We start from the raw sequence: 21,190 nt of genomic DNA, 5'->3' as shown, positions 1-21,190 counted from the left end.
GTTTTCCTTTTTGTAAAATGGTCAGTGATTAAGCCGCCGTTTTAACGGATTTTTGTTTGCGGCTATGTGCCATTGCACCTTCACGTACCCATGCGCCGTCTTCCCACCCTTTGCGCTTAGCGCTAAGGCGCTCGTGATTACAAATGCCATTGCCTTTAATAACTTGATAAAACTCTTCCCAGTCGATTTCACCAAAGCGGTAATGACCAAGTTCTTCATCCCAAACCAGATCAGGGTCAGGGATCGTCATACCTAACGCTTCCACTTGCGGAACGGTGTTATCAACAAACTTTTGCCGTAGCTCATCATTACTGAAGCGTTTGATTTTCCAAGCCATGCTTTGAGCGCTGTGCGGGGAGTCCGAATCGTTGGGGCCGAACATCGTGAGAACGGGCCACCAAAAGCGGTTTATCGCATCTTGCAGCATCGCTTTTTGCTCATCGGTGCCTTCTGCAAGTGCCATAACAGCTTCATAACCTTGGCGTTGGTGAAAACTTTCTTCTTTACAGATTTTCACCATTGCTCGTGCATAAGGGCCATAAGAGGCACGGCACAATGCAACTTGGTTCACAATTGCCGATCCATCGACAAGCCATCCAATCACTCCTATGTCTGCCCAACTTAATGTCGGGTAGTTAAAAATGGAGGAATATTTCATTTTTTCATCAAGTAACTTTTGGTAGATATCTTGACGAGAGCAACCAAGGGTTTCGGCAGCGCTATACAGGTATAAACCATGGCCTGCTTCATCTTGAATTTTGGCCAGTAAAATCGCTTTACGGCGGAGTGTCGGTGCTCGTGTCAGCCAATTCGCTTCTGGTAGCATGCCGACGACTTCTGAATGGGCATGCTGACCAATTTGGCGGATAAGGTTTTGCCGATACGCATCGGGCATCCAGTCCTTGGGCTCGATGGAAATATCTGCTTCGATTTTGGCTTCGAAGTTAGCCTGATTATGCTCGCTCATTGATCTTTCCATTAAGTGATTCGTTAATGTCGTTTTTTATTAAAATAGTGAATCATGTTTATTTAACATCAATGCTAGAAATTGTTAACGCAAAGATCAATATTCATTAACTTTGTTTTGCGATGCGCTTCACAATCAATAATAAAAATTAAAGCAAAAACAATTGGTTGTATTTATTGTTTTTTGTATGGTTTTAATGAAAATAGGCATTTTATATAAAATTGTTCTTAATTTGTTAAATTTAAATTAGCTTCTATGATTATTTTTATGATACATATTTGTCATCTGATTTGAATTGATGTTTTTTATTTCTGGAGAGGAATATGCAGCATTTAACAAGTTACATTATGGGAAAATGGGTACAAGGTGAGGGCGAAGGGCGAAAAATTCACCATGCGCTAACGAATGAAACCTTATATATGGTGACGACTGAAGGGCTGCCGTTAGCTGAAAGTTTGCAATATGGTCGCCAAGTGGGAGGCGAAATATTGTCAGCGATGACATTTCAGCAGCGTGGGCAAATGCTCAAAGCACTCGCAAAATACCTACTGGAACATAAAGCCCAGTTATATGCGATTTCGGCACAAACTGGCGCAACCAAAGCGGATAGCTGGGTGGATATTGAAGGGGGAATTGCCACATTGTTTTCTTATTCGGGGCTCGCTAACCGTGAGCTACCAGATGACACGATTTGGCCTGAAGATGAAATGATCCCGTTATCAAAACAAGGGCAATTTATTGGCCATCATATTTTAACATCTCGCCGTGGCGTTGCCCTGCACATTAATGCATTTAACTTCCCGTGCTGGGGTATGTTAGAAAAACTGGCTCCAACATGGCTTGCTGGCATGCCTGCTATTATCAAACCAGCAACCGCCTCAGCACAGTTAACACAGGCGATGGTGAAGTTAATGGTGGATAGCGGCCTGGTACCTGATGGCGCAATTCAACTAGTTTGCGGTGGTGTTGGCGATATGTTTGAACACCTTGATTTTGAAGATGTGGTGACTTTTACAGGGTCGGCTAGTACAGGGCAAAAACTAAAATCGCATCCACGTATCATTGCCAAATCAGTGCCTTTTACAATGGAAGCGGATTCACTGAATTGTGCAATTTTAGGTGATGACGTCCAGCCAGAACAGCCTGAATTTGCTTTATTCATTAAAGAAGTCGTTCGTGAAATGACAGCGAAAGCGGGACAGAAGTGTACCGCGATTCGTCGCATTATTGTGCCGAAAAACCAGCTCGAAAATGTGAAGCAGGCGTTATTGAAACGTTTATCTGCCACAACAGTGGGCGATCCTGCGGTGGAAGGGGTTAGAATGGGCGCATTGATTAACTTAGAACAGCGCCAAGACGTACAAGAGAAGGTGAATTATTTACGTGATCATGGCTGTGATGTCCTATGTGGTGGGCAATTCGAAAAGCTGGATGTAATTGGAGCAGATAGCCAGTACGGGGCTTTCTATCCACCAACGTTGTTATATTGTGCAGAGCCGTTTAATTCGACTGCGGTACATGAAATTGAAGCTTTTGGCCCTGTCGCCACATTAATGAGCTATGACAATATCGAACAGGCGGTGCAGTTGGCGATTTTAGGTGGAGGTAGTCTTGCGGGGACGTTAGTCACTGCTGATGCACAAGTCGCGCAAACGGTCATTCGTGCGAGTGCGCGGGCACATGGGCGGATGCTAATTTTAAACGAAGCATCCGCCGCGGAGTCTACAGGCCACGGTTCTCCGCTTCCGTTACTGGTACACGGCGGCCCAGGTCGTGCAGGTGGTGGTGAGGAGCTCGGTGGGTTGAGAGCTGTCAAACACTATATGCAGCGTACTGCCATCCAAGGTAGCCCTTCGATGCTAACAGCCATTACCAAGCAATGGATTCGCGGGGCAGACACTATCGCTGATGTGGTTCATCCATTCCGTAAGCATTTTGAAGACTTAGCGATTGGCGACACATTACTGACTGCAAGGCGTACCGTTACAGAGGCCGATATTGCTAATTTTGCTTGTCTCAGCGGTGATAATTTTTATGTTCACGTCGATAAAATTGGCGCAGCACAGTCGTTATTTGGTGAACGAATTGCGCACGGCTATTTTGTCGTTTCAGCCGCTGCAGGGTTATTTGTTGATGCAGGTGTTGGGCCCGTAATCGCCAATTATGGCATGGAAAGTTTGCGTTTTATTGAACCGGTGAAAATCGGAGACACCATACAAGTTCGCCTAACGTGCAAGAAAAAGATCAAAAAAACGCAAAAACTTGCTGAAGATAAACCCAATGGTGTTGTTGAATGGGATGTGCAAGTGTTTAATCAGGATGATACCGTTGTGGCGTTGTACAGTATTTTAACGCTGGTGGAGCGTCGTGTAGGTGATTTTCATTAGTCATTATACGATATGAATTAATTATTGAGCTAATAGGTGCATTTTCAATCATTTTCTGTTGTGATGAGTTACTAGCAACTGAATGTAGGGAAACAAAGATGAAAACGCACCACCAAGCGGTTTATCAACAATTTGACCAGCAAGCAAACTCGTATTTAACCAGCCAAGTTCATGCACAAGGTGAGGACTTACTTGTTTTGCAACAATTGCTACAAGGCTGTCAGGGCGAGGACGTGCTTGACCTTGGCTGTGGAGCAGGGCACGCCAGTTTCCATGCAGCGCCGTTGGTAAAGTCAGTGACGGCTTATGATTTATCGGACTCAATGCTCAATGTTGTGGCTAAAAATACACAAGAACGTGAATTAAACAATATCACTACCTGCAAAGGGACTGCGGAGTCTCTACCGTTTGATGACAATTGTTTTGACCGAGTGATTAGCCGTTATTCAGCACACCATTGGCACGATGTGGAACAAGCGCTACGTGAGGTGCGCCGAGTGCTCAAAGCGGGTGGAAAAGGCATCTTTATTGATGTGGTATCACCGGGGCATCCATTATTGGATATTTACTTACAAACTGTCGAAGTGCTTCGGGATACTTCACACATTCGTGATTATTCCGCTGGAGAATGGTCTGGTATGTTTAATAATGCAGGGCTATTTGTTCAACGAGTACAAAGTTTCCGTTTAGCACTGGAATTTACCAGTTGGGTCGAACGGATGCGTACACCACAGGCACTCGTTGAGGCTATCCGCCACTACCAAGGAACATTAAGTGATGAGGTAAAAAGCCACTTTGCAGTACAAGCAGATGGCTCATTTACCTCAGATGTGATGTTGTTTGAATTTCAGTACCAATAGCTATTTATTGCGCTAAAAATTATTGCGCTAAAAACTGCGCTTGGTTTAATTGGCTAAGCGCGTTATTTACCGCAAAAATCTCACCGCGAACATCAGGAACACCAAAGGATTTTAATCGTGCGCTGTGTTTGGTGAGGTAAGCTTGTGCATCAGCTTCTGAAGCAAACAAATACACACCACCTGCCATTTGTGTTTGTTGGTTTTCAGTCCAAATCTTCCAAATAAAGCCCGGCTCTTGGTTAATTGATTCCGCCAAATCATTCATTGCGGATGCCATTTCATCACCCCATGGCCCCTGATACGGAAAATCAACTTGTAAAATAACGCTCATATCTGCTCCTTATGATTGAAGCGTTATAGTAGTTCTTAAAGCAAATAATAACTTTGCTATTTATCGTATTTTAAACGATTTATTGCTTCAAACTATTACGTTTACCTGCCTCAAACGCAGCCAAAGTCGCTAACCGAGCTTGTTTATGGTCAACAATCGGCTCTGGGTAATTAAGCGCAGTGTTGCTGATCACAGCCCATTCATGAGGTGTATGAATATATTTGTCGGGGACTTGCTGCAATTCGGGCAACCAATGGCGAATAAAAGCCCCTTGCGCATCAAACTTTTTCCCTTGAGTGGTTGGGTTAAAGATACGAAACCAAGGGGAGGCATCAACGCCAGTAGAGGCTGACCACTGCCAACCGCCGTTATTTGCGGCTAGACTGCCATCAAGTAGTTGGCTCATAAAGTATTTTTCACCTTTGCGCCAATCAATCAGTAAGTCTTTGACTAAAAAGTTAGCCACAATCATTCGTAGGCGGTTATGCATCCAACCCGTTGCATTCAGTTGGCGCATAGCTGCATCAACAATAGGGTAACCCGTTTGCCCCGTTTTCCACGCTGCAAAATCCGTTGAAGAATCATTCCAATGAATGTGTTGCGTCCATTCAATAAATGGTTGGTGGTGGCATAGACGTGGAAACGCGACTAAAAGATGTGAATAAAATTCACGCCAGACTAACTCATTTAACCAAGTGAACGCCCCGCTATCTGGGTAATCCAACACTTGGGGATTTTCTGCTTGTAATCGATTGAAGCATTGGCGAGGGGACAGCACCCCCACCGCGAGGTAAGGTGATAATTGGCTGGTACCATCAATAGAAGGAATATCTCTATCGTTTTGATAATCGAAGACTTTCTGGGAACAAAACTGCCTTAGTCGCTGCAAAGCAGATTTTTCACTGGCAGGAAATTGCTGGGAGTCTTCAATTGGCTGGTGCGGAAATAATGGCAAAGCCTTATCGATGTTGATAGCGGCCGCTCGTTTTTCAGGGGCTCGCAGTGAACGGCAATCTGTCACGGTAAGTTGGGTGAGGAAGGCACGGCGAAAAGGGGTATAGACTTGATACATCTCACCTTTTTGGGTAGTTACGGAGCCGGGGGGCAGTAATAAATAGTCATCGAAAGCATGAATATGTAACCCATGTGGCTGGTTGATTAACCATTCGTCCCGTTGTTTTTCGTTCCATTCATATTGCCGATTAAAAAATAAGGCATCAGCCTGTTGCGCCTTTGCGTAATCAAGTACCCATTGTGCCGCATCGGTGAAATGGTTAACGGTTTGGCAAACCAGTGGAATACCAAGCTCTGCGAGTGAATTCTGCAGTTCAACAAGATTCTGGTGAATGAATGAAATTTGCCGTTCAGCCATATCATGTTGTTGCCACTGCTTAGGGGTTGCCGTAAAAAGGGCGATTACCTTTGCATTTGGGTCTGCGCAGGCGGAGGAAAGTGCTTTGTTATCAGTGACCCGTAGATCATTACGAAACCAGATAAGATGACAAACTTGTTTGGCTGCCATCGCCTCCCTCCTTGGTTGAAGTTTTTGTTGAAATTAAAACAAAGAGCCGTTTTACCGGCTCTTCAGACTGCTGACAAACATATTATGTTTGGCGGCAAGTCGAATAGGTTTTGAAAATAAACTAGGAAAATCAATTTATTGATTTTCGGCTGATAACACAAAGTGGGAAAAACCACGCTTTTATCCCGCTTTGTCAACAACCTTAAGAGCCGTTTTACCGGCTCCTTCATGTTTAATCTAATTTAGGGTGCTGATTGATTAAGGATTGGCGTTTTTTCTCAAGCTCAGCAATTTGTTGGTCAATATCTTCAACTTTCTGCTCAATATTGTCAAAGTGCTCGCTAAGAATTTCTTTTGCCTCGGCTTTATCTGATGCAGCAGGTGTTGCCCCGCGTAATGGTTTATTCGCCGTTTCTGGCATTCTAATACCCGTATATAAACCAATTAAAGCAATCACGATTAAGTAATAAGCTGGCATATATAAGTCAGTGGTTGATTCGACCAACCATGCCGCAACAGTCGGTGTCGCACCGGCAATTAATACTGAAATGTTAAAGGCAATAGCTAACGCACTGTAACGAATATGTGTCGGGAAAATCGCGGGTAAAATGGAAGCCATAACCCCTGTAAAACAGTTCAACAGCACCGCTAAAATTAATAAACCTAGGAAAATTAAGCCAACAGAACCACTGTTGATTAACATAAATGCAGGGTATGCCAATAAAATCAGACCGACACTACCGGTAATAACAAATGGGCGGCGACCAATTTTATCACTGGTTAAACCGATAATCGGTTGAACAAATAACATACCAATCATAATTGCAATAATAATTAGCACACCATGGTCAGTAGAATAATTCAGGTTGTGTGATAAGTAACTTGGCATGTAGGTCAGCAACATATAGTAAGTCACATTGGTTGCGATAACCAAGCCAACACAAATCATCAAGCTTTTCCAATACTTAGTCGCCACTTCACGTACTGAGATTTTTGGTGGGTTTTGAATATTGGCTTTATCTTGCTTTTCTAACGATTCGACATGTTGTTGGAAAGCAGGGGTTTCTTCTAGTGAATGACGTAGATATAACCCGATGATCCCTAACGGTAATGCTAAGAAGAACGGAATTCTCCAGCCCCAATCATGGAAGTTAGCTTCCCCAACGATACTGGAAATGAGTACTACGACACCCGCACCTAAGACAAAACCGGCGATAGAGCCAAAGTCTAACCAACTTCCCATAAAACCACGTTTACGGTCTGGTGAGTATTCAGCAACAAAGATTGCTGCACCAGAATATTCACCACCTACCGAGAAACCTTGAGCTAACTTAGCAATTAATAACAGAATGGGTGCCCAGATACCAATGCTTTCATATGATGGAATCAAACCAATACAGAAGGTACTGACTGCCATGATGATAATTGTCATCGAAAGGACTTTTTGACGGCCGTATTTGTCACCTAAAATACCAAAAACGACACCACCTAATGGCCTAACTAAGAAAGGCACGGAGAAAGTGGCTAATGCGGCAATCATCTGTACGCTCGGTGATGCGTCCGGAAAGAAAACCTGACCTAGAACATAGGCTAAGAAACCGTATACCCCAAAATCAAACCATTCCATCGCATTACCCAGCGAAGCCGCGGTAATTGCTTTTTTGAGTTTACCGTCATCAATAATAGTAATATCACTAATATTTAACGGTTTTTCTTTTTTCTTCTTGAATCTCATGAAACCATCCTCTTATTTTAATTTCAATAATCGAAACAACAGCACTTAAGATATGGGTTTTCATACATCGGAAAATATAAAACCTTATTATTTAGAATAGACGTTGTTTACGCAATAGATAAGTTTTTAGTGTTTTTATGTCGCGCTGAAATAACAGGCTAAAATAGGTATGTAATGGGTAGAATAATGAGAGTGTCTGTCTTTAAAATACAGCAAAAAAGTCACCTTGAGTTAAAAAATACAGTACTAATACTACATTAATATCGAACAAATGTAAAATGTAGGTGCTTTATACTGATTCATGCGCCTTATTGGGATTTTATATTGGTAATATAACGATTGAATTTAATACTTGAAAAAATAGAACTTTGGGGATCAATTAGGTGAATATAAATTGTTTTAAATCAATTTAGTATATGTTTTTTGGTGAGTTTTAGTCTGTCATAAATATATAAGGTTATTGATTTAATATGGTGGAAACAATGGTGTGACTGTGATGAATAATATATGTAGATAACTCCATCTTTTTATGATGTTCTTGTTTTGCTTAAGTTGTTAATAACTCGTCTATTTATTTATCTTGTTGCTATCCTCTTCTTTTGATAATAACGGTGGATTGTGCTGTTCTGTTTTATATTTAATTTGATGAGTAGGAATGAGGAATTTACTTAGTTACAATCAATCTATTATCGATATTGGGTTTGATATACTCGAGTATGACAAGATTCTACTTTGAATGTTGTTATGTTTCTAAAAGTACCTTTCATATTTTGAGCTGCAAGATATCAAGGGTATCACATCCGACTTAAAAGAGTGCCATTATGAAAAAACAGAGTGTTGCATCCTATATTGCAAAAGTACTTGATAATGCAGGTGTTAAACGTATTTGGGGCGTTACAGGAGACTCGTTGAATGGCTTAACCGACAGCTTGCGTCGTCAAGGCGCTATTGAGTGGCTAGGAACTCGCCATGAGGAAGTCGCTGCCTTTGCTGCGGGTTCAGAAGCTCAGCTAACTGGTAATTTAGCCGTATGTGCAGGCTCTTGTGGGCCGGGAAATATGCACCTTATTAATGGGCTGTATGATTGCCATCGTAATCGAGTGCCCGTGTTGGCAATCGCCGCTCATATTCCATCTAGCGAAATTGGTAGTAATTATTTCCAAGAAACCCATCCAACTGAATTATTCCGCGAGTGCAGCCATTATTGTGAAATGGTCTCTAACCCTGAGCAAATTCCACAAGTTCTTGGTATCGCTATGCGTAAAGCGATTCTGAATAAAGGGGTATCAGTCGTTGTGATACCAGGTGATATTGCGCTAAAAGATGCGCCAGAGTCCGCGAAAGAAACATGGTATCAACCACAAGCGCCACTGATTATGCCTCAGCGAAGTGAAATCGAAAAACTCGCTGAATTGCTGAATCAGTCTAAGAATATCACGTTATTCTGTGGTAATGGCTGCGCAGGTGCCCATGATGAAGTGGTTAAACTAGCAGAAACACTAAAAGCACCGGTAGTACATGCGTTACGTGGTAAAGAACATATTGAATGGGATAACCCATACAGCGTTGGGATGACAGGCTTAATAGGTTTTTCATCAGGTTACCACGCAATGATGAATGCAGACACGGTTGTTTTGTTAGGGACACAATTTCCATACCGTCCTTTCTACCCAAGCGAAGCTAAAATCATTCAGGTTGATATTAATGCAGGTAGCCTGGGCTCCCACTGCCATATTGATATGGGGCTGATTGGTGATATCAAAGCAACATTAGATGCATTACAGCCACATTTAGAGGCTAAACAAGATACAAAACACCTTGATGGCGCTTTAAAACATTATGCAGAGGCTCGAAAAGGGTTAGATGACCTCGCTAAACCGGGTCATGAGGGGTTAATACATCCTCAGTATCTTGCAACAAAAATTAGTGAATTAGCTGCTGATGACGCGATTTTCACCTGTGACGTTGGAACCCCGACAGTATGGGCTGCGCGCTACTTGAAAATGAACGGTAAGCGCCGTTTAATTGGCTCTTTTAACCACGGGTCAATGGCGAATGCGATGCCACAAGCTATTGGTGCGCAGGCCGTTGATAAAAAACGTCAAGTGGTTGCAATGTGTGGCGACGGCGGTTTCAGTATGCTAATGGGGGACTTTATCTCTCTTTCTCAAATGCAATTACCGGTAAAAATCATCATTCATAACAATGGAGTGCTCGGTTTTGTTGCCATGGAAATGAAAGTGGCCGGTTTCTTAACAGCGGGAACGGATTTACATAACCCTAACTTTGCAGCGATTGCGAATGCTGCGGGTATCAAAGGGATCCGTGTTGAAAAAAGTGAAGATCTAGACGGTGCATTAAAAGAAGCTTTTGCCCATGATGGGCCAGTGGTGGTTGATGTCCTAACCGCCAAACAAGAGCTGTCTATGCCACCAGAAATTGCGGCACAAGAAGCGAAAGGCTTTAGCTTGTATATGTTAAAAGCGATTATGAGTGGTCGCGGTGATGAAGTCGTTCAATTAGTGAAAACGAACTGGTTACGTTAAATCATTATTGTGAATAGTAGGAAAGCCCATTTCAGGTTATTGAAGCGGGCTTTTTAAAATTATTCAATAACCTGCGGCTGATTGGCTACGCCACAAATGAGCGGCAACCAGCGCACGCCATGGGGAGAATTGCGCTAACCATTTTTCTGTTTCTTTGGCGTTGGGTTGTTCTGGTTTATCGAGCAATGTTTGCAAATTACGTCTTACCGCCACATCTCCATGTAAAGAGCCATCTAAATAGTTGAATCCTCTAAGTAAAGCATAGCTCACAGTCCAAGGTCCAATACCTTTGATTTGTAATAATTGTTCAGTTATTTGATTCGCATTGGAATGAGTCACGTGCTGTGATAAATCAATTTGTTGATTTTCGATGGCGTTACAAAGAGCTCTGAGGGCGATAATTTTTCCCTTTGAAAAACCCGTTTGGCGCAGTATTTCGTCATCAACTAACCTGACTTGTGGAACATCGGGGAAACACCAAATACCTGAAGCATGCTGAATCCCCACGGCTTGGATAAATCGCCGACGAATGGCGATAGCTGCATGGACACTAATTTGTTGCCCAATAATAGCCCAAACTAACGCTTCAAATGCACTAGCAGATTGATAAATTCGTAATCCTCTTTGTTTTTCAATGAGCTGTCCAAGTATTGGGGTTTCAAGGTAGCGTTTTTCGAACTCATCAATATTTTGTTTCAAACCAAGTACATGCTGTGCCAGCGTTAGTAAATCTTGCTCATTGATAATGATAGATGGAGAATCAATCGCTAATGAAATCGTTGCTTGTTGTTTTTTAAGTTCCAATGTCATTTTTGTTGCATGTTGTTGCCATATTATGCCTTTATGTAATGTATTTTCTTCTACTATTTCCGCGACATTGTGTTGATCTCTTAAATGAAAGGCAAAAAAATCATCATAAAGGTAATTGGTAGGGAGTGGTAACTGTGCGGTAAATATTTGCATAATGATGGCCTTGTCAGATTGTTCTTTATTAGCAATATAATTGTGAATTAGCGCATTTAGTTACTCATTTTTTGTTGAGTAGGTATGCTATCTTATACAGGGCTATTTATTTTGTATTGATATTATTTGTATGTTTAATAAGGAAGTGTAAATGAAAACTGAAGGTCACAGTTCATCTCATGGCACTTCGGTACCATCACCACAACCAAGGCAGGAATTAAAAGGCATTGGTGGATGGCTTATTTTACCCATGTTAGGGATAATATTGTCCTTGATTATTTTGCCTTTTTCGATTTATGAGCAAAATGCTCAAGTGATTGAATATTGGATTGAATTAACAGACCCACAATCAAGTTCATTTATTCCATTATTTAAAGAGCTAATCTACTTTGAAGTTTTAGGTAACGTTATTTTATACGCCACCTTACTTTTCCTAAGTTATGTCTTTTTTACAAAGAAAAAACTCACAATTAAAATTTATATTTTTTTCCAGATCTTTTCTTTAGTTTTGACGGTTACGGATATTATACTCGCAAGTATTTTATTGGATTTAGAGGTTGAAGCCTCCGATATCAAAGATATTTTTCGGGCTCTAATTGCTTGTGCCATTTGGATACCGTATTTTTTAGTTTCAAGGCGTGTTAAAAATACTTTTGTAAATTAATAAATAAAATGCTGCGGTTTACTTATTGGGTAGGTAAATGATGATTAAATGCAAACGAGTTTATGACCCTGTTGACGATAATGATGGTTATCGCGTGCTTATCGATAGACTGTGGCCAAGAGGAATAAAAAAAACAGACTTATACCACGACTCTTGGAATAAAGACGTTGCACCTTCCAATGAGTTACGAAAATGGTTTCATCAGAACACAGATCAGTTTGCTCAATTTATCGAGCGATATCAGCAGGAACTTAATAACACAACAGCTTGGCAGGTATTGGTTTCACAAGCAAAACAAGGTGACTTAACACTGTTATACAGTGCTAAAAATACAGAACATAATCAAGCAATTGTACTCAAGGCATTTCTTGAAGAAAAAATGCAAAGTAAATAGTAAATAAAGGTTATTTGAATGGATATTCAGCAATCAACCACGCAAACAGAGCCAGCAATAATATCACCAGAGGCTCAGCCGGTAGTTAAAAAGCCGTTACAGGGACTCAGTGGATGGTTAATTTTACCGGTTATTGGTCTGTTTTATATGTTGTACAAAACGGTCACGATGCTATTGCAAGAAATCTCGCAAGTACAAACTGCATGGTCATTGGCAACTGAAGCGGATTCTGATTTTTATATTTCAGGCTTTGCGACAGGTTTTTACCTCTTGCAACTAGGTTATGGTGTTTTAATTGCTCTATTTCTTTGGACGTTTATCGCTGCGGTTAAATGGAAAAAACAGGCGAAGTGGCTGTTTATCACCACCATGGTACTGTTTACTTTAATGGTATTAGTTGCTCGTTTTGTGTTCCCATATATATTTGGTTTGGAAATTAACTACTCAAATATTATTACCGCTATAAATGGCAGCTTCTATTGTGTGTTATGGATCCCCTACTTTTTAGTTTCTCATCGCGTCAAAAATACGTTTATCCATTAAAGCAGATGGCCACACCTAATTAGGCAGTGGCCTAGTAGACAGTTATTTATCAGAAAGATTTAGCGTATGGGTTATATTGCAGTTTGCAATAAAGGCGTCATCGTGAGAAACCAGTAAGAGTGTTCCTTGGTAGTCCTGCAATAGCGCTTCAAGTAGTTGTTTTGAATCCAAGTCTAAATGGTTATCCGGTTCATCGAGTAATAAAATAGCGGGTGGGTTCGGGCTATGCGTGAGCGCCAGTAGTGTTGCTTTTAACTGCTCACCACCACTGAGCTGCTGTAGTGGCAGTAATGATTTATCTCCTCGTATTCGCAGCATACCTAATTGCGTGCGCCACTGCTCTACAGTAAACAACGGTTGGTATTGATGAAGTGCTTCAGCGACAGGTAATGTCTTATCGAGTAAGTTGAGGTGTTGGTCTAAATAGCAAAATTCACCGCTTAGGCGGCACTCTCCTGAAGATGATGGCAATAGGCCAGCAAGCACTTTAAGTAGTGTTGACTTACCACAGCCATTACGCCCTTGAATATGCCAATGTTCTCCACTGTATATGGTGAATGAAAGTGGTGATGAATAACCGTAGGGCAAACGCAAGTCAGAAGCAAAAATTGTGACTTTATTACCTTCATTTTGATAGTTAATCGTCATTTTTTGCGGCTTGATATGGCGAGCTCTTTCTTGGTTTTCCTGTTGTTGGCTTTGCAGATTATCCATAACCCGTTGGTGCCGTTCTGCGACATTTGATTGCCTTTTCTCTGCACGGTTCTTTTGCATATCAAGTAGCAGTAAGGATTGCGACCCACCATAGCGAATTTTTTCCCCCTGTTTCTTGCGTTGAGCGGCTTTTTGTAATGTGGCCTGTTGCTGCTTTTTCTCTTGGTGAATACGTTTTTCTAAGCGCTCACTTTGTGCATCAATTGCGGCAATTTCCAAGTTTTTTTGGGTATCGTATAACGCATAATTTCCCCCATATTCGTGTAAGCCTTTTTCCGTTAATTCAAAAATAGCATCCATTTCGCCTAACAGAGTTCTGTTGTGAGAGATAACTAGGCAGCCAGCCAGATGCTCAGTAAGCTTTTGGCTGAGCCATTGCCGACTTTGCGTATCTAAATGGTTATCCGGCTCATCAAGTAGCAAAAAGTGATCTTGATGAAGAAATGCACGGCAAAGGGCTAGACGGGTACGTTCACCCCCACTTAAATGGGAGATAGGAGCTTCCATTGAGATAGCTAGCCCAGCAGAGTCCAATAAACTTTGCCATTGGGAAGGTAAATGCCATTTATCTTCCGTTAGTTCAAAATCTGCCAAAGAACCATTTCCTGCCTCAATGCGTGAAAATGCATGATAAAGTTCCTTGATGCCTAAGGCATCGACGAGTGTTTCGCCCGTTAGCCGAGTTAACTGCTCAACATAGATAAAGGGGAGGTTCCAATGTACATTCCCTTGTGTAGGGCGCAATTGGTTAGCAAGAATACGCATTAAAACCGATTTTCCTCTGCCATTATGGCCAATTAGAGCATTTTTTTGGCATGACAACGTCCCGCTTAGCGGTGGAAAAAGGGCGGTTTGGTTAAATTCAATATTGAGCTGTGAAAAGTGACAAGCTATCGTCATATGCACCTCCAAAATAATGAGGACAGACAACGTCGTTGACTTATCAAGAAGCGTCGATGAAAGCGGTTGCCTGCCAGGAACAGAAAAATGAATACCAAAAGGGTATTAGAAAATATTTTCTGGCAGTGCTTAGTTCATCGTGAGGCGTACCTGCGAAGTTGGGTGAGAAGTAAGGTCGCGTACATTATAAACAGATGGAATTGATTTGTGCAAATTATCGTGATTGGGGTTTTTCTGAAAGTCGTACAAACTAAAAATAGAAAAAACGGTTTAAAAATAGAAAAAGCCAGTCAACAATTGCAACTGGCCTTTTCCATTAACAACGAGATTTTATAACAACGAGATTTTTACGATTATGCAGAGGTGTGCTCTGACAACCCATTTTTTGCTAACCAATGAGCAATGTGCTGTTTTTCTTCTTCATTCAGCCACATACCCAATTTAGTACGACGCCAAATGGCATCATCCAATTCTGTTACCCACTCATGCTTGACTAAGTAACGTAATTCCGCTTCATAGACATTCGCAGAGAAGGCTTCACCGAGGTCGCTGAGTGAATTCGCGCCTTCAAGGATTAACTTACTGTTGCTACCGTAGGTTCTGGCAAAACGTAGCGCTAAGCCTTCAGGAAGCCATTGATAATGTTGACGTAATACACGTGCATAACCATCACGGTCACAACCTTCGATATCACCACCTGGTAACTGACCATTTTTAGTCCATGGGCTACCTGCATTTGGATAGTAAGTCGCTAACTTATTCACAGCAGCTTCCGCTAATTTACGGTAAGTGGTTAATTTACCGCCAAATACAGATAACAATGGCGCTTGGCCTTGTTCATCGTGAATATCCAATGTGTAATCACGAGTAATGGCTTGTGGTGAGTCTGATTCATCGTCGCACAGTGGGCGAACACCTGAATAGTCCCAAACAATATCACTCACGGTTAACTGTTTTTTGAAGTGATCGTTATACACTTTCAGTAAATAGTTAACTTCGTTTTCATCAATTTTGACGTCTTTCGGGTCGCCTTTGTATTCTACGTCAGTGGTGCCGATGATAGAAAATTCATCCATCCACGGGATAACAAATACAATACGGTTATCTTCATTTTGTAAGATGTACGCTTGTGGTTCATCATGAGCACGCGGAACGACAATATGGCTCCCTTTGATTAGGCGAATACCATAAGGTGATTTTAATTTCAGCCCATCATCAAAGAATTCTTTTACCCAAGGCCCTGTGGCGTTAACCAGCCCTTTTGCTTTCCATGTATGGGTTTCGCCTGTACGTAAGTCCTGAGCCTCAACAACCCATAAGCCGTTTTCACGGTAAGCGCGAGTCACTTTTGTGCGAGTACGAACCTCACCACTCTTGCGTACCACTTCTTGAGCGTTTAACACAACTAAACGCGCATCATCAACCCAACAATCGGAATATTCAAAACCTTTTGTTAGTTCAGGTTTTAGTACAGAGTTTTGGTTGAATTTCAGCCCCTTACTACTTGGTAAGCTGACACGTTTGCCTAAATGGTCATATAAGAATAGGCCAATACGGATCATCCAAGCTGGACGTAAATGAGGCTGATGAGGTAAGCGGAAGCGCATTGGGAAGGCAATATGCGGTGCTAATCGTAATAGCACTTCACGTTCTGCCAAAGCTTCGCTGACTAATCTAAATTCATAATGCTCTAAATAACGTAAACCACCATGAATGAGTTTAGAACTCGCAGATGAAGTCGCACTTGCCAAGTCTTGAGCTTCGAGCAGTAATACCGATAATCCACGACCTGCAGCATCTGCTGCAATTCCAGCGCCGTTGATCCCGCCGCCGATGACAATCAAGTCTTTAGTTTCCATGCATCCCCCTGAGATGTTCGAAACACTTTCAATAATGTTCGTTTTCGCTCATTTGATTGTAGTCAAAATAGATAGTGATGCCAACTATTATTAATGAAAAAAATAACAACTGCGTGATATTGGTAACAATTTTTTTTCAATACCCACATATAAAGTATTGTTATTTACAAGAGGGAAAAGAGGGTTTCGCGCGAAAAAGAAAAAAACACCTGTAAGGTGGGGGACTATGGTGGGGAAGGGGACTAATGAACATGATGGTAGCTGGGACTACCATCATGAAGGTAACTATTTGATTAACAAAGCTCTAATTGAACATTATGTTGCTCAATCACTTTGAGAATGCTGTCTGGTGGCTGTTTATCAGTAAATAAATAGTCAATTAGGTTCATATTACCCAAATTAACCATCGCGTTACGACCAAATTTAGAATGGTCGGTGACAAGCATGACACAACGTGAATTTTCAATAATCGCGCGTTTGGTACGAACTTCGTGGTAATCGAACTCAAGTAATGAGCCATCCATATCAATACCACTGATGCCCAAAATGCCGTAATCTAACCTAAATTGGGAAATAAAATCGAGGGTCGCTTCACCGACAATACCGCCATCTCGTGATCGTACTTCACCTCCCGCTAAAATTAGGCGGAAGTCTTCTTTTGGCATCAGCAAGGTGGCGACGTTAAGATTATTGGTCACCACACGTAGGTTTTTATGGTTAACCAGCGCATGAGCAACCGCTTCAGGGGTTGTACCAATATCAATAAATAGTGTCGCACCATCAGGGATCTGGCTTGCAACATGCTGCGCGATACGCGCTTTTTCATCTGACCACATGATTTTACGGTCATTATAAGCTGCATTCACAGAACTTGAAGGCAGTGCTGCGCCACCGTGGTGCCGCTGAATTTTATTCTGTTCAGCGAGGTCATTGAGGTCTCGACGGATCGTTTGAGGACTAACCTCAAAGTGTTCGACGAGTTCTTCAGTACTGACATATCCCTGAAGACGCACAAGCTCAACTATTGCATCATGTCTCTGGGTTTGTTTCACAGCGTTAGCCTCTAATTATTAAAATGTTTTATCTGGAGCTCTGGTGTTTAAAACTGTGCCTATTATCCCATACTCCCATCAATAAGCCGATAATTAACCCTGAAGTATGTGCGGCATTGGCAATATGCATACCTAAAACATCGAAGTAACCGAAAAAAAGCCAGATAATCGAGAATATCATTAACCCTCGAGGAACACTGATGCCACTTTCGGGACGACGTTCACCCGTTAACCACACATAGCTGACAAGGGCATAGACGACACCAGATAAGCCGCCAAAGTTGTTTTCACTAAACAGCGACTGCCCCCAGTTACTAAACAGCGCTGAGACCAGTAAGATAGTGAATAATTTACCCGTTCCGAGCTTTCGTTCTACTTGCCCAGCCAAAAACCACCAGAGCGCAAGGTTGAAACCAATATGTGATAGCGAAAAGTGCACCAATGCAGGACTAAACCAACGCCAAAGTTCCGTTTGTTGGTCGCCAATAGGCCATGCCAAATAACGTAGAACTTCTCGTGCATCAGTCATTTCTACCCAAAGATATACAACAATCGACAACAAAATAACAGCGATAGTTAAAGGGCCAGATTGTTCTTTAAGGTAACCCCAAGTTAGGTAATTGCGATATTGAAACTGGGTATCTGCGCTTCCCGTGTGCCAACTGGCTTCTAGGTAGCGAGGGTGATTTGGGTCTTGTAGAAAAATATCTAATTCTTTTTGGACTTGAGGTTGAAGTTGCTCATCTTCTAGCCAAAGCTCAAAGACAGCTTTTTCCTGTGATGGCTTTATTTTTAAGTGAATATTTTTGCTAGTCATATAGTCAACAAAGGCTTGCGCCATTCTGGGATTAGCAAAGGAGGTGATGTGGATCATGAATGCGTTTTCTCATCTAGAGAGCCGTAACGGCTTGTGGATATTCCCTTAACCATGCTTCAAATCCACCATTGATGCTATATACAGATTCAAAGCCAATGTTGATCAGATATTGTGCAGCACCTTGGCTACTGTGCCCATGGTAGCACATCACCATAACAGGTTGTTCGTAATCCGTTTGTTCTAAAAATTGGCTCAGTGACTCATTGGTGAGGTGATAGGCTCCACTAGCATGGCCTGCACGGAAACTTTGTGGGTCTCGTACATCTACCAGTATGGCCGTGCCGTCTAACCAATGTTGATAGGCTTGTTCTGGTGTTAGTGTTTCAAAATGGTCCATAAAATACCGAATACAGTAGGTAACAACCCATTAAAGGTTAAATAATAGGCACTCGTAAAAACAGAGTGCCAAATATTCGTGGTATTGATTAGTAGAAAGAGTGCTCGCCACGTTGGTGTTCAGTCAGGTCTTTAACGCCTTTTAGCTCACCTTCAAACATTTTGAGAAGTTCTTTTTCGATACCTTCTTTAAGCGTGACATCGACCATTGAACAACCGTTACAGCCGCCACCAAATTGCAGAATTGCAAAGCCTTCATCGGTGATTTCCATCAGGGAAACACGGCCACCGTGGCTGGCAAGTTGTGGGTTAATTTGTGACTGTAAAACATACTCAACACGCTCAATTAATGGTGCGTCATCAGAGACTTTACGCATTTTGGCGTTCGGCGCTTTTAACGTCAGTTGTGAGCCTAGTTGGTCGGTAACGAAGTCAATCTCGGCATCATCCAAGAATGGAGCGCTAATTTCATCAACATAAGCAGATAATTTCTCGAACTTTAGTTCTTTATCTGTTGCTTCAACGGCACCCGGAGGGCAGTATGACACACCGCATTCTGCGGTTGGTGTGCCTGGGTTGATAACAAAAACACGGATTTGAGTTCCTGGCTCTTGATTTTCCAACAACTTGGCAAAATGAGCCTGTGCTGCTTCAGTAATATTAATCATAATCATTTGCTCAATAATAGTTGACTGCTTTAGTTGGTTATAATACGCCCATTTACCCCTTTCCTACAAGGTGCGACACAGTGACCATGCATCAACAGTACGTGCTCCCGCACAAATCAACAATTGTGCTGCGGCATTCATCGTGGAACCTGTTGTAATAACATCATCAATAACAGCAACATGTAGGTTTGAAACCGAGTCGTTTAAGGTAAATGCTCCCTTTAGGTTGTTTTGGCGATACTCACGTTTTAGTGTTGTCTGTGCCAGTGTAGCACGACTACGCGATAATGAATTTTGCGAATAGGGGATATTTAACCATCTGGATAAATTTTCGCCTATTAATGCCATGTGGTCAAATCCTCTCCACCACAGACGGCGGCGATGCAATGGAATTGTGACAATTAAGTCCGGTTTGTGCCATTTTTGTTGGCGGTAACCCGTGAGCCAAAATAACGCAAAGATACGAGCTAGAGTAAAAGCAAGCTGAGGTTGTTTTTGAAATTTAAACCGATGGATTAACATGCGTAAAGCGGCTTGGTATGGGGTTACAGTGATAATTCTCTGCCATGCAGGAGGGTTTTTTAGGCAGCGTCCACACTCCATGGTAGGCTGTTCACAGGGTAAAGCACAGCGCAAACAGCAGGTTGGCATTTTAGGTAATCCTTCAAGACAAAAACTACAAACACCTTGATGAGGTAATTTTAGTGATTGATGGCATAGCCAGCAGCCCCCCTCCATTGTTAGCATAGTAGAGTCCTGTTAAACGAGTTGACGAATAAATGAATGAAGAGAGTGTAACGATGGCAAAGTTATATTGGCAGACCGTTGGTGAAGGTAAACAAGATCTTGTGTTGCTGCACGGATGGGGATTGAATGCACAAGTCTGGCAAACAATTATTCCGCGAATCGCTTCGCACTTTCGGGTTCATTTGGTTGACTTGCCGGGGTACGGACGTAGCCAAGGGTTCTCCCCCATGAATATTCAATCGATGGCGAATATTTTGTGGGAACAAGCTCCTAAAAACGCGATTTGGCTCGGTTGGTCACTTGGTGGGCTAGTTGCAAGCCGTATTGCGCTTGACCATCCTTATGAAGTCAAAGGGTTAATTACCGTTGCTTCTTCCCCATGCTTTAAAGCAGAAGAAAACGGTTGGGCAGGGATCCGGCCAGAGGTTTTATTAGGTTTCGAGCAGCAACTTTCGGCTGATTTTCATCGCACCGTCGAGCGTTTTTTAGCATTGCAAACTTTAGGCACTGAAAGTGCAAGAAATGATGCAAAAACTTTGAAATCTGTGGTACTTGAGCAGCCTATTCCAACTGTTGAAACACTAAATGCAGGGCTTGAATCATTACGTACCGAAGATTTGCGGGATGAATTAAAACAGTTACCTATTCCTTTCTTGCGCATTTATGGTTATCTCGATGGCTTGGTACCGCGCAAAATAGTGCCTATTTTAGATGAGCTGTATCCGAATTCGCCATCCGTGATTATGCGCAATAGCGCTCACGCGCCATTTATTTCTCATCCTGATGAGTTTTGCGAATACTTGTTGGATTTTCAAAGTCGTACCGAGGAATAAATAAAAAAAATCAGCCTAATTTGGGGCTGATTTTTTGTGGTGTCTCTATTATTTGATTTTATACACAAAATGAGCGCAATCAGTGCTTTCAGGGCAACCTTTACAGCTACTGCCTGTTAAACAAGCACTGATATCGACTTGTTCAATTTTTTCTAAACTGACTAGCTTCTCAACCATTGCTTTAATTAATGGGATTGGCGTATTTAGCTGCTCACTAAGTAGTGCGATGTCAGCTTGCCCATATAAGGCGATTAAATCTCTTATTTGTAGCAAGCTGGTCATCGTTTCATTC

Annotated in this window: 20 protein-coding genes; 7 read left to right on the top strand and 13 right to left on the bottom strand. The window is 42.0% G+C overall.

Going from position 1 to position 21,190, the window contains the following annotated elements; all coding sequences use genetic code 11:
• Positions 1 to 28: 28 nt before the first annotated feature.
• Positions 29 to 967, bottom strand: a complete 939-nt coding sequence (gene paaA, locus M1F25_RS20960) for a 1,2-phenylacetyl-CoA epoxidase subunit PaaA (RefSeq protein WP_181488903.1) — start codon at positions 965 to 967, stop codon at positions 29 to 31.
• Between the two features lie 323 nt (positions 968 to 1,290).
• Between paaA and paaZ the strand changes: the two genes are divergently transcribed.
• Complete coding sequence (paaZ, locus tag M1F25_RS20955; protein ID WP_181488901.1) at positions 1,291 to 3,354, top strand: phenylacetic acid degradation bifunctional protein PaaZ; 2,064 nt, start codon at positions 1,291 to 1,293, stop codon at positions 3,352 to 3,354.
• A 50-nt stretch (positions 3,355 to 3,404) separates the two neighbouring features.
• Entirely contained in the window at positions 3,405 to 4,214 is an 810-nt protein-coding gene (locus tag M1F25_RS20950; protein ID WP_269750447.1) for a class I SAM-dependent methyltransferase, read from the top strand.
• A 19-nt stretch (positions 4,215 to 4,233) separates the two neighbouring features.
• Here the strand turns inward: M1F25_RS20950 and M1F25_RS20945 are convergent, their stop codons facing one another.
• The 3 genes from M1F25_RS20945 to proP form a co-directional block, all read right to left on the bottom strand.
• The gene (locus tag M1F25_RS20945) at positions 4,234 to 4,545 is read right to left on the bottom strand and encodes a monooxygenase (protein ID WP_094960835.1); all 312 of its coding nucleotides are present in this window, start codon (positions 4,543 to 4,545) and stop codon (positions 4,234 to 4,236) included.
• Between the two features lie 79 nt (positions 4,546 to 4,624).
• Positions 4,625 to 6,067, bottom strand: a complete 1,443-nt coding sequence (gene phrB / locus M1F25_RS20940; RefSeq protein ID WP_110592694.1) for a deoxyribodipyrimidine photo-lyase — start codon at positions 6,065 to 6,067, stop codon at positions 4,625 to 4,627.
• 232 nt (positions 6,068 to 6,299) lie between these two features.
• On the bottom strand, positions 6,300 to 7,802 hold the full coding sequence (proP, locus tag M1F25_RS20935) for a glycine betaine/L-proline transporter ProP (RefSeq protein WP_004262894.1): 1,503 nt from the start codon (positions 7,800 to 7,802) through the stop codon (positions 6,300 to 6,302).
• 821 nt (positions 7,803 to 8,623) lie between these two features.
• Between proP and poxB the strand changes: the two genes are divergently transcribed.
• Positions 8,624 to 10,348, top strand: coding sequence for a ubiquinone-dependent pyruvate dehydrogenase (gene poxB, locus M1F25_RS20930; RefSeq protein ID WP_004262892.1), 1,725 nt, complete (start codon positions 8,624 to 8,626; stop codon positions 10,346 to 10,348).
• Between the two features lie 63 nt (positions 10,349 to 10,411).
• Here poxB and M1F25_RS20925 read toward each other — a convergent pair whose 3' ends face one another.
• Complete coding sequence (locus tag M1F25_RS20925) at positions 10,412 to 11,311, bottom strand: DNA-3-methyladenine glycosylase family protein (RefSeq protein ID WP_181488897.1); 900 nt, start codon at positions 11,309 to 11,311, stop codon at positions 10,412 to 10,414.
• Between the two features lie 151 nt (positions 11,312 to 11,462).
• On the opposite strand from M1F25_RS20925, the gene M1F25_RS20920 reads away from it, so the two are divergent.
• Genes M1F25_RS20920 through M1F25_RS20910 form a run of 3 tightly spaced genes read left to right on the top strand, consistent with a single transcriptional unit; the run spans position 11,463 to position 12,912 of the window.
• Positions 11,463 to 11,975, top strand: a complete 513-nt coding sequence (locus M1F25_RS20920) for a DUF2569 domain-containing protein (RefSeq protein ID WP_004262890.1) — start codon at positions 11,463 to 11,465, stop codon at positions 11,973 to 11,975.
• A 40-nt stretch (positions 11,976 to 12,015) separates the two neighbouring features.
• The gene (locus tag M1F25_RS20915; protein ID WP_094960900.1) at positions 12,016 to 12,369 is read left to right on the top strand and encodes a DUF488 domain-containing protein; all 354 of its coding nucleotides are present in this window, start codon (positions 12,016 to 12,018) and stop codon (positions 12,367 to 12,369) included.
• A gap of 18 nt (positions 12,370 to 12,387) precedes the next feature.
• Complete coding sequence (locus M1F25_RS20910; protein WP_004262888.1) at positions 12,388 to 12,912, top strand: DUF2569 family protein; 525 nt, start codon at positions 12,388 to 12,390, stop codon at positions 12,910 to 12,912.
• Between the two features lie 42 nt (positions 12,913 to 12,954).
• Here the strand turns inward: M1F25_RS20910 and M1F25_RS20905 are convergent, their stop codons facing one another.
• The 7 genes from M1F25_RS20905 to M1F25_RS20875 all read right to left on the bottom strand — a co-directional run bounded on the left by M1F25_RS20905 (position 12,955) and on the right by M1F25_RS20875 (position 20,065).
• Complete coding sequence (locus M1F25_RS20905; RefSeq protein WP_110592691.1) at positions 12,955 to 14,526, bottom strand: ATP-binding cassette domain-containing protein; 1,572 nt, start codon at positions 14,524 to 14,526, stop codon at positions 12,955 to 12,957.
• Between the two features lie 353 nt (positions 14,527 to 14,879).
• Positions 14,880 to 16,385: a glycerol-3-phosphate dehydrogenase gene (gene glpD / locus M1F25_RS20900; RefSeq protein ID WP_004262885.1), complete on the bottom strand. Its 1,506-nt coding sequence runs from the start codon at positions 16,383 to 16,385 to the stop codon at positions 14,880 to 14,882.
• A 293-nt stretch (positions 16,386 to 16,678) separates the two neighbouring features.
• The gene (locus tag M1F25_RS20895) at positions 16,679 to 17,437 is read right to left on the bottom strand and encodes a DeoR/GlpR family transcriptional regulator (protein ID WP_004262881.1); all 759 of its coding nucleotides are present in this window, start codon (positions 17,435 to 17,437) and stop codon (positions 16,679 to 16,681) included.
• A gap of 28 nt (positions 17,438 to 17,465) precedes the next feature.
• Positions 17,466 to 18,311 carry a rhomboid family intramembrane serine protease GlpG gene (glpG, locus tag M1F25_RS20890; RefSeq protein WP_181488895.1) on the bottom strand — a complete coding sequence of 282 codons (846 nt, stop codon included), beginning with the start codon at positions 18,309 to 18,311 and terminating at the stop codon, positions 17,466 to 17,468.
• A gap of 16 nt (positions 18,312 to 18,327) precedes the next feature.
• The gene (gene glpE / locus M1F25_RS20885) at positions 18,328 to 18,651 is read right to left on the bottom strand and encodes a thiosulfate sulfurtransferase GlpE (protein ID WP_004262879.1); all 324 of its coding nucleotides are present in this window, start codon (positions 18,649 to 18,651) and stop codon (positions 18,328 to 18,330) included.
• Positions 18,652 to 18,739: 88 nt separating this feature from the next.
• Positions 18,740 to 19,318, bottom strand: coding sequence for a Fe-S biogenesis protein NfuA (nfuA, locus tag M1F25_RS20880; protein WP_004266130.1), 579 nt, complete (start codon positions 19,316 to 19,318; stop codon positions 18,740 to 18,742).
• 63 nt (positions 19,319 to 19,381) lie between these two features.
• Positions 19,382 to 20,065 (bottom strand): hypothetical protein, encoded by a 684-nt coding sequence (locus tag M1F25_RS20875; RefSeq protein ID WP_036958606.1) that lies wholly within the window; start codon positions 20,063 to 20,065, stop codon positions 19,382 to 19,384.
• Between the two features lie 53 nt (positions 20,066 to 20,118).
• Between M1F25_RS20875 and bioH the strand changes: the two genes are divergently transcribed.
• Positions 20,119 to 20,898 (top strand): pimeloyl-ACP methyl ester esterase BioH, encoded by a 780-nt coding sequence (bioH, locus tag M1F25_RS20870; protein ID WP_036958605.1) that lies wholly within the window; start codon positions 20,119 to 20,121, stop codon positions 20,896 to 20,898.
• A 48-nt stretch (positions 20,899 to 20,946) separates the two neighbouring features.
• Here the strand turns inward: bioH and M1F25_RS20865 are convergent, their stop codons facing one another.
• A complete protein-coding gene (locus M1F25_RS20865; RefSeq protein WP_004262872.1) occupies positions 20,947 to 21,180 on the bottom strand; it encodes a FeoC-like transcriptional regulator in 234 nt (77 codons plus the stop codon).
• Between the last annotated feature and the right edge of the window lie 10 nt (positions 21,181 to 21,190).

This window comes from Providencia sp. PROV109 (assembly GCF_033681625.1).
Classification (GTDB): Bacteria; Pseudomonadota; Gammaproteobacteria; order Enterobacterales; family Enterobacteriaceae; genus Providencia; species Providencia hangzhouensis.
The sequence above is the reverse complement of the archived record's forward strand: the minus strand, read 5'-3'. Positions and strand labels throughout refer to the sequence as shown.

Coding starts and splice junctions, on each gene's coding strand:
- paaA (WP_181488903.1), bottom strand. CDS start 967: ATGAGCGAGCATAATCAGGCTAACTTCGAAGCCAAAATCGAAGCAGAT.
- paaZ (WP_181488901.1), top strand. CDS start 1,291: ATGCAGCATTTAACAAGTTACATTATGGGAAAATGGGTACAAGGTGAG.
- M1F25_RS20945 (WP_094960835.1), bottom strand. CDS start 4,545: ATGAGCGTTATTTTACAAGTTGATTTTCCGTATCAGGGGCCATGGGGT.
- phrB (WP_110592694.1), bottom strand. CDS start 6,067: ATGGCAGCCAAACAAGTTTGTCATCTTATCTGGTTTCGTAATGATCTA.
- proP (WP_004262894.1), bottom strand. CDS start 7,802: ATGAGATTCAAGAAGAAAAAAGAAAAACCGTTAAATATTAGTGATATT.
- poxB (WP_004262892.1), top strand. CDS start 8,624: ATGAAAAAACAGAGTGTTGCATCCTATATTGCAAAAGTACTTGATAAT.
- M1F25_RS20925 (WP_181488897.1), bottom strand. CDS start 11,311: ATGCAAATATTTACCGCACAGTTACCACTCCCTACCAATTACCTTTAT.
- M1F25_RS20920 (WP_004262890.1), top strand. CDS start 11,463: ATGAAAACTGAAGGTCACAGTTCATCTCATGGCACTTCGGTACCATCA.
- M1F25_RS20915 (WP_094960900.1), top strand. CDS start 12,016: ATGATTAAATGCAAACGAGTTTATGACCCTGTTGACGATAATGATGGT.
- M1F25_RS20910 (WP_004262888.1), top strand. CDS start 12,388: ATGGATATTCAGCAATCAACCACGCAAACAGAGCCAGCAATAATATCA.
- M1F25_RS20905 (WP_110592691.1), bottom strand. CDS start 14,526: ATGACGATAGCTTGTCACTTTTCACAGCTCAATATTGAATTTAACCAA.
- glpD (WP_004262885.1), bottom strand. CDS start 16,385: ATGGAAACTAAAGACTTGATTGTCATCGGCGGCGGGATCAACGGCGCT.
- glpG (WP_181488895.1), bottom strand. CDS start 18,311: ATGATCCACATCACCTCCTTTGCTAATCCCAGAATGGCGCAAGCCTTT.
- glpE (WP_004262879.1), bottom strand. CDS start 18,651: ATGGACCATTTTGAAACACTAACACCAGAACAAGCCTATCAACATTGG.
- nfuA (WP_004266130.1), bottom strand. CDS start 19,318: ATGATTAATATTACTGAAGCAGCACAGGCTCATTTTGCCAAGTTGTTG.
- M1F25_RS20875 (WP_036958606.1), bottom strand. CDS start 20,065: ATGCTAACAATGGAGGGGGGCTGCTGGCTATGCCATCAATCACTAAAA.
- bioH (WP_036958605.1), top strand. CDS start 20,119: ATGGCAAAGTTATATTGGCAGACCGTTGGTGAAGGTAAACAAGATCTT.
- M1F25_RS20865 (WP_004262872.1), bottom strand. CDS start 21,180: ATGACCAGCTTGCTACAAATAAGAGATTTAATCGCCTTATATGGGCAA.